This is a genomic window from Streptomyces sp. SID11385 (assembly GCF_010548245.1).
Classification (GTDB): Bacteria; Actinomycetota; Actinomycetes; order Streptomycetales; family Streptomycetaceae; genus Streptomyces.
The window spans coordinates 1-7,136 of record NZ_JAAGLR010000218.1; the positions used below are offsets into that span (position 1 = coordinate 1).

A 7,136-nucleotide genomic window follows, 5' to 3' on the forward strand; every position below is an offset into this window, starting at 1 on the left:
CGCCGGGCGCGGTGGCGGGGGACGTCGGCCGCCGGGTGCGGCGCGACGGGGACATGTCGGCCGCCGGGTGCGGCACGCGGTGGGGGTGCGTCACGTCCCGTGCCCGGCACGGTCCGTGAGGGACCGGGCGCGGTCCGGACGCGGTCCGGACAGGATCGTTCGCGCCCGCCGCCACGGCCCGCCCCCCGGTTCAGCCGGCGATGCTGTCGGCCAGTTCCTCCGTCAGGGACGCCTCCGTGCCGGGGATGCCGAGGTCGGTCGCGCGCTTGTCGGCCATCGCGAGGAGGCGGCGGATACGGCCCGCGACGGCGTCCTTGGTGAGCGGCGGGTCCGCGAGCGCGCCGAGCTCTTCGAGGCTCGCCTGCTTGTGCTCCATGCGGAGCCGGCCCGCCGCCGCGAGGTGCTCGGGCACCTCCTCGCCGAGGATCTCCAGGGCCCGCCCGACCCGCGCCCCCGCCGCGACCGCCGCACGGGCGGAGCGGCGCAGGTTGGCGTCGTCGAAGTTGGCGAGCCGGTTCGCCGTCGCCCGCACCTCGCGGCGCAGCCGCCGCTCCTCCCAGGCGAGCACCGACTCGTGCGCCCCGAGCCGGGTGAGCAGCGCGCCGATCGCGTCCCCGTCCCGTACGACGACCTTGTCCGAGCCGCGCACTTCGCGCGCCTTCGCCGCGATCTGGAGCCGGCGCGCGGAACCGACGAGCGCGAGCGCGGCCTCGGGCCCGGGGCAGGTGACCTCCAGGGACGAGGAACGGCCCGGCTCCGTGAGCGAACCGCGGGCGAGGAAAGCTCCCCGCCACGCCGCTTCGGCGTCGCACGTGGCGCCCGAGACGACCTGCGGCGGCAGGCCCCGGATGGGGCGCCCCCTGCCGTCCACGAGCCCGGTCTGCCGCGCGAGCTGGTCGCCGCCGCTGACCACCCGGACGACATAGCGGGAGCTGCGCCGCAGTCCGGACGGCGCCATCACCACGAGGTCCGAGGCGTGCCCGAAGATCTCCAGGATGTCCTTGCGCAGCCGCCGGGCCGCGATGCCCGTGTCCAGCTCCGCCTCGATCACGATGCGTCCGCTCACCAGGTGCAGGCCGCCGGCGAAGCGCAGGACCGCCGAGACCTCCGCCTTCCGGCAGCAGGTCCGGGTCACGGGCAGTCGCGAGATTTCGTCCTTGACCGCCGCCGTCATCGCCATGGGCCGATCCTTCCATGCATCCGAAAAATACGGTCGTACGCGGCTGCCAGCAGCTCCGGGTCATGCCGCGGAACGCCGTCGGGCCGGGCGACCGGGGCCAGCTCCACCGTTGCGTCGAACCGCTCTGCGGCCTCGGCGAGCGAGGCGCGGTCAGGTACGGCTGCCTCGTCGGCCAGCACCACGTCGAAGGCGAGTTTAGGTGCGTGTCGGGCCAAAACCTCCAAATGACGCTGCGGGGAGAAGCCCTCTGTTTCTCCCGGTTGCGGAACGAGGTTGAGCGAGAGCACCCGTCTGGCCCTGGTCTTGGTGAGCGCGTCGAGGAGTTCGGGGACGAGCAGGTGCGGGATGACGGAGGAGAACCAGGAGCCGGGACCGACCACGACCCAGTCCGCGTCGAGCACGGCGTCGACCGCTTCGGGCACGGCGGGCGGGTCCGCGGGGACCACGTGCACGGACTGCACCTCGCCGGGCGTGAGCGCCACCGTCGCCTGCCCGCGCACGAGCTGGACCTCCTCGGCCCGCGCGGGATCGTGCCCCCGTACCAGTGCCTGGAGTTCGAGCGCAACGGCGGACATCGGGAGCACCCGGCCGTGGGCACCGAGCAGGGTGCCGACGAGGTCGAGGGCCGCGACGTGGTCGCCGAGCTGTTCCCACAGCGCGACGATGAGGAGGTTGCCGACCGCGTGGCCGTGCAGTTCGCCCTGGCTCGCGAACCGGTGCTGGATCACCCGGGACCAGGTCTGGCCCCAGTCGTCGTCCCCGCACAGCGCGGCGAGCGCCTTGCGCAGGTCCCCGGGGGGCAGCACGCCGAGTTCGTCGCGCAGGCGGCCGCTGGACCCGCCGTCGTCGGCGACCGTGACGACCGCGGTCAGTTCGCCCGTGATGCGGCGCAGCGCGGCGAGGGAGGCGGAGAGGCCCATGCCGCCGCCGAGCGCGACCACTTTGGGCTGGGTGCCGCGCCGCCGGGGCCGGGGCGCGGGGCCCGCGTCCTGGCGGCGCAGGCGGCGGACGCGACGCGGGCGTGGGTTCATTCGCGGCCCATGTCCCGGTGGACGACGACGGTCTCCACCCCTTCGGAGACGAGCCGGGACGCGAGCTTCTCGGCCATCGCGACGGAGCGGTGCTTGCCGCCCGTGCAGCCGACCGCGATGGTCACGTACCGCTTGCCCTCGCGCCGGTAGCCCGCGGCGACGAGCTGGAGCAATTCGGTGTAGCGGTCGAGGAATTCCTTGGCGCCGGGCTGGCCGAGGACGTAGTTGGAGACCTCTTCGCTCAGTCCGGTGAACGGGCGCAGTTCGGGGACCCAGTGCGGGTTGGGCAGGAAGCGCATGTCGACGACGAGGTCCGCGTCGACGGGGAGCCCGTACTTGAAGCCGAAGGACATGACCGTGGCGCGCAGTTCCGGCTCTTCGTCACCGGCGAACTGGGCGTCCATCTTCGCGCGTAGTTCGTGGACGTTGAGGCTCGATGTGTCGATCACGAGATCGGCGTCGCCGCGCAGTTCGCGCAGCAGGTCGCGCTCGGTGGCGATGCCGTCGACGATGCGGCCGTCGCCCTGGAGCGGGTGGGGGCGGCGCACCGATTCGAACCGGCGGACCAGGGCGTCGTCGGAGGACTCCAGGAAGACGATGCGCCGTGTGACGTGCTTGCTCTCCAGGTCGGCGAGCGATTCGCGGAGGTTGTCGAAGAAACGCCGGCCGCGGACGTCCACGACCACGGCGATCCTGGCCACGTTCCCCTGGGAGCGGGCGCCGAGTTCGACCATGGTGGGGATGAGCGCGGGAGGCAGGTTGTCGACGACGAACCAGCCGAGGTCCTCCAGGCACTTGGCGGCGGTGCTGCGGCCCGCCCCGGACATGCCGGAGATGATCACCAGCTCGGGGATCGGGGTCTCCTCCGTCTGCCCCGGTTCACTGCTCGTGGCCGTGCTCACCTGTCGCGCTCCGTCCCGTTCTTCCTGCTGCATCTGTTCTGCCACCGTCCGTCGTACGGCCGTCTTCGACCGCGTCGTCCGTGTCGTCCCGCCGCTCGCCGGAGGCGGAAGCCGGGGTGTCCTCGCCCCTGCCGTCCGGGCCTCCGCCCTGGTCAGGGGCGGTGTGCGGGTGTTCCTGGGTCCCCGGGGGCCTGTTGCTCGGGGCGGAGCCGTGCTCCGGCGCGGACGCGTCCCGGTCCGTGGGGGCGCCGGGGCCGGCGGGGACGTCTTCGTCGCCAGGTCCTTCGGGAGAGGTTCCGTACTCCATCGTGCTCGCCGAAGCCTGCCACGTCGAATGCCCCGGCGTCTCCCTCGACGCGAGGCCGCCCCCGGGAGCGGCCCCAGGCGTCTCCTCGGCGCGCCGCTCACGGTGCGTGACGCCATCCTCACGCGGAGCGGAGTGCCCCCGGGCGTCGTCGGCACCGGGACCCGCGGGCGCCTGGCCCGCCGTCGCCGACGGCTCCCCGGCCTCGTGCGGTGTCGCGTCCGTGCGTGCGGGGACCTGCGGCTCCCGTGGCGCGGCCGGTGCGTGGTCGGGGGCCTCGGTCGTCTCGCGTGCCGTTTCGCGTGCGTCCTCGGCCGTTTCGCGTGCCGCCTCGCCCGCGTCCTCGGCCGGCGGTTCCGTCCGCTGCCCGGCGTCCTCGGAGCCGTGGCCGCCTTCTTCGGAGCCGTCCCCGGCGTCCCCGGAACCGTCGTCCAGAATTTCGCCCGTCGTCATGTTGACCGCGGGGGTGCCCGGCTCGCTGCGGGCGAAGGTGGCGAGGATCGTCTCCGCGGTCTTGCGGCCTATGCCGGGGACTTCGCAGATCTGCTCGATCGTCGCGGCACGCAGTTTCCGCACCGAGCCGAAGTGCTTGAGCAGGGCCTGCTTGCGGGCCTGGCCGAGGCCGGGGACCTCGTCGAGCGGGCCGGCCCGGAAGCGCTTGGCACGCTTGCTGCGCTGGTAGGTGATGGCGAAGCGGTGCGCCTCGTCGCGGACGCGCTGGAGCAGGTAGAGGCCCTCGCTGCTGCGCGGGAGGACGACGGGGTCCTCCTCGCCGGGGACCCAGACCTCCTCCAGGCGCTTGGCGAGCCCGCAGACGGCGACGTCGTCGATGCCGAGTTCGTCCAGGGCCCGCCGGGCGGCGGCGACCTGTGGCTGTCCGCCGTCGACGACGAGGAGCTGCGGCGGGTAGGCGAAGCGCTTGGGGCGCCCGTCCTCGTCGAGCCCGCCGGACTCCACCGGGCCGTCCAGTTCCGCCTCGGTCCACTCCCCCGTCCGCTCCCGCTCGGCGAGGTACCTGCGGAAGCGCCGGGTGATGACCTCGTGCATGGACCGCACGTCGTCCTGGCCCTGGAAACCCTTGATCTGGAAGCGCCGGTACTCGCTCTTGCGGGCGAGGCCGTCCTCGAAGACGACCATCGAGGCGACCACGTCGTCGCCCTGGAGGTGCGAGATGTCGTAGCACTCGATCCGCAGCGGCACGCCGTCGAGGTCGAGCGCGGCGGCGATCTCCTCCAGGGCGCGGGAGCGGGTCGTGAGGTCGGAGGCGCGCCTGGTCTTGTGCAGGGCGAGGGACTGCTGCGCGTTGCGCTCGACGGTCTCCATGAGGGCGCGCTTGTCGCCGCGCTGCGGCACGCGCAGCGAGACCTGCGCCCCGCGCCGCTCGCTCAGCCACTCCTGGACGGGCCGCACGGGGTCGGGCAGCGCGGGGACCAGGACCTCCTTCGGCACGGCGTCGCCGCGCTCCTCGCCGTAGAGCTGCTGGAGCGCGTGCTCGACGAGGTCGCCGGTGGTGACGGCCTCGACCTTGTCGGTGACCCAGCCGCGCTGCCCGCGCACGCGTCCGCCGCGCACGTGGAAGATCTGCACGGCGGCCTCCAGCTCGTCCTGGGCGAGGGCGATGAGGTCGGCGTCGGTGGCGTCGGCGAGGACGACGGCGCTCTTCTCCATGGCGCGGGTGAGGGCGCCGATGTCGTCGCGGAGCCGGGCGGCGCGCTCGTACTCCATGTCCTCGGCGGCCTCGGTCATGCGCTCTTCGAGGCGGCGCAGGTAGGTGCCGGTGTGGCCGGCCATGAAGTGGCAGAAGTCCTCGGCGAGGTCGCGGTGGTCCTCGGGCGAGATGCGGCCGACGCAGGGGGCCGAGCACTTGTCGATGTAGCCCAGGAGGCAGGGGCGCCCCGTGCGGGCCGCGTTCTTGAACACCCCGGCGGAGCAGGTGCGTACGGGGAAGACGCGCAGGAGCAGGTCGACGGTGTCGCGGATGGCCCAGGCGTGCCCGTAGGGCCCGAAGTAGCGCACGCCCTTGCGCTTGGCGCCGCGCATGACCTGGGCGCGGGGGAACTCCTCGTTCATCGTGACGGCGAGGTAGGGGTAGCTCTTGTCGTCGCGGTACTTGACGTTGAACCGGGGGTCGTACTCCTTGATCCAGGAGTACTCCAGCTGGAGCGCCTCGACCTCCGTGGAGACGACCGTCCACTCCACCGAGGCCGCGGTGGTGACCATCGTGCGGGTGCGCGGGTGGAGGCCGGCCAGGTCCTGGAAGTAGTTGGCCAGGCGTTGGCGCAGGCTTTTGGCCTTCCCGACGTAGATCACCCTGCGGTGTTCGTCGCGGAATCGGTAGACGCCCGGCGAGTCCGGGATCTGTCCCGGGGCGGGGCGGTAGCTGGACGGATCGGCCATGTCACACACCCTACTTGCGCTCTGTGACAGTCCGGGCGGCTCCGGGTCCGCCTGTGGAGAACCCGGGTTGATCATCGGACGAGTCATGGCGTGCTGTGGAAAACTCGGTGCGGCCCGTTCGCATCCCCCTCCCGGCTTCGCGCCGGGCGAAAGGACTGCCCGTGTTCCTCGTCGCTGGAGAGGCCCTGATCGATCTCGTGCCGCGCCCCTCGGGTCCCGCGGAGGAGGGGCCGCTGGCCCCGCTGGTGCCCTGTCCGGGCGGCGGCCCGTACAACACGGCGGTCGCGCTCGGCAGGCTCGGTGAGGAGGTCGCCTTCTGCTCGCGCCTGTCGACGGACGGTTTCGGCACGGCCCTGCTCGCGGGGCTGCGCACGGCCGGCGTCGACGTCACTCTCGTGCAGCGCGGCCCGGAACCGACGACGCTCGCGGTGGCGACGCTCACCGCGCAGGGCTCCGCGGGCTACTCCTTCTACGCGCAGGGCACGGCGGACCGGCTCTTCAGCGTGCCGCGGACGCTCCCCGAAGGGGTGCGGGCGATCTGTTTCGGGACGTGTTCGCTCGTCCTGGAGCCGGGCGCGAGCGCGTACGAGGAGCTGTTGCGGCAGCAGTCGCGGGCGGGGGTCTTCACGCTGCTCGACCCGAACATCCGGGCCGGCCTCATCCCCGACCCCGCGGCCTACCGGGCCCGCTTCCTCGACTGGCTCCCGTACGTCGACCTGCTGAAGCTCTCCGAGGAGGACGCCGCGTGGCTCGGGGACGACGTGGCGGGGTGGGCGGCGGCGGGTCCGGCCGCCGTCGTGGTGACGCGGGGCGGCGAGGGCCTGCACGTCACCACCCGTAAGGGTGAGGAGTTTTCCGTGCCGGGGGTGCCCGTCGAGGTCGTCGACACGATCGGCGCGGGCGACACGGTGAACGCGGCGCTGCTGCATCGCCTCGCCGCGCTCGGGCCGCTGCGCGACGACGCGGTGGCCGCGCTCGGTGGGGAGGGCTGGCGGGACGTTCTCGGTTTCGCCGCCCGCGCCGCCGCGCTCACCTGCTCGCGCGCGGGCGCCCAGCCCCCGTACGCCCGCGAACTCGGCCTGGACTGAGGGACGGGCCTCGGGAGTGCCCGAGGGCGGGGTGGGAACGGTGCACACGGTAGGTGCCCGTTCCCACCCCGCCCTCGGCGGAGGCTTTTCCCTCGGGGTCTTCGGGAAGAAGCTCAGTCCTTCGCCGTGGCCCGCTTCCCCGTCGCGGACTTGGCCGTCTTCGTCGCGCGCGGAGCCGCCGCCTTGCGCGCGGCGCCCTGGCCCGTGACGATCTGGCCGGCCGTCTTGCCCGCG

General features: G+C 73.4%; 5 protein-coding genes. 1 reads left to right on the forward strand and 4 read right to left on the reverse strand.

Going from position 1 to position 7,136, the window contains the following annotated elements; translation table 11 throughout:
- Positions 1 to 190 precede the first annotated feature (190 nt).
- Genes whiA through uvrC form a run of 4 tightly spaced genes read right to left on the reverse strand, consistent with a single transcriptional unit; the run spans position 191 to position 5,814 of the window.
- On the reverse strand, positions 191 to 1,180 hold the full coding sequence (gene whiA, locus G3I42_RS06700) for a DNA-binding protein WhiA (protein ID WP_164283298.1): 990 nt from the start codon (positions 1,178 to 1,180) through the stop codon (positions 191 to 193).
- Positions 1,171 to 2,211, reverse strand: coding sequence for a uridine diphosphate-N-acetylglucosamine-binding protein YvcK (gene yvcK, locus G3I42_RS06705; protein WP_203606454.1), 1,041 nt, complete (start codon positions 2,209 to 2,211; stop codon positions 1,171 to 1,173). Before yvcK ends, whiA begins: the two co-directional genes overlap by 10 nt.
- Positions 2,208 to 3,146, reverse strand: a complete 939-nt coding sequence (gene rapZ, locus G3I42_RS06710) for an RNase adapter RapZ (RefSeq protein ID WP_164283300.1) — start codon at positions 3,144 to 3,146, stop codon at positions 2,208 to 2,210. Before rapZ ends, yvcK begins: the two co-directional genes overlap by 4 nt.
- Positions 3,091 to 5,814, reverse strand: coding sequence for an excinuclease ABC subunit UvrC (uvrC, locus tag G3I42_RS06715; protein WP_164283302.1), 2,724 nt, complete (start codon positions 5,812 to 5,814; stop codon positions 3,091 to 3,093). Before uvrC ends, rapZ begins: the two co-directional genes overlap by 56 nt.
- A 161-nt stretch (positions 5,815 to 5,975) precedes the next feature.
- On the opposite strand from uvrC, the gene G3I42_RS06720 reads away from it, so the two are divergent.
- Positions 5,976 to 6,902 (forward strand): carbohydrate kinase, encoded by a 927-nt coding sequence (locus tag G3I42_RS06720; protein WP_164283304.1) that lies wholly within the window; start codon positions 5,976 to 5,978, stop codon positions 6,900 to 6,902.
- Positions 6,903 to 7,136 lie beyond the last annotated feature (234 nt).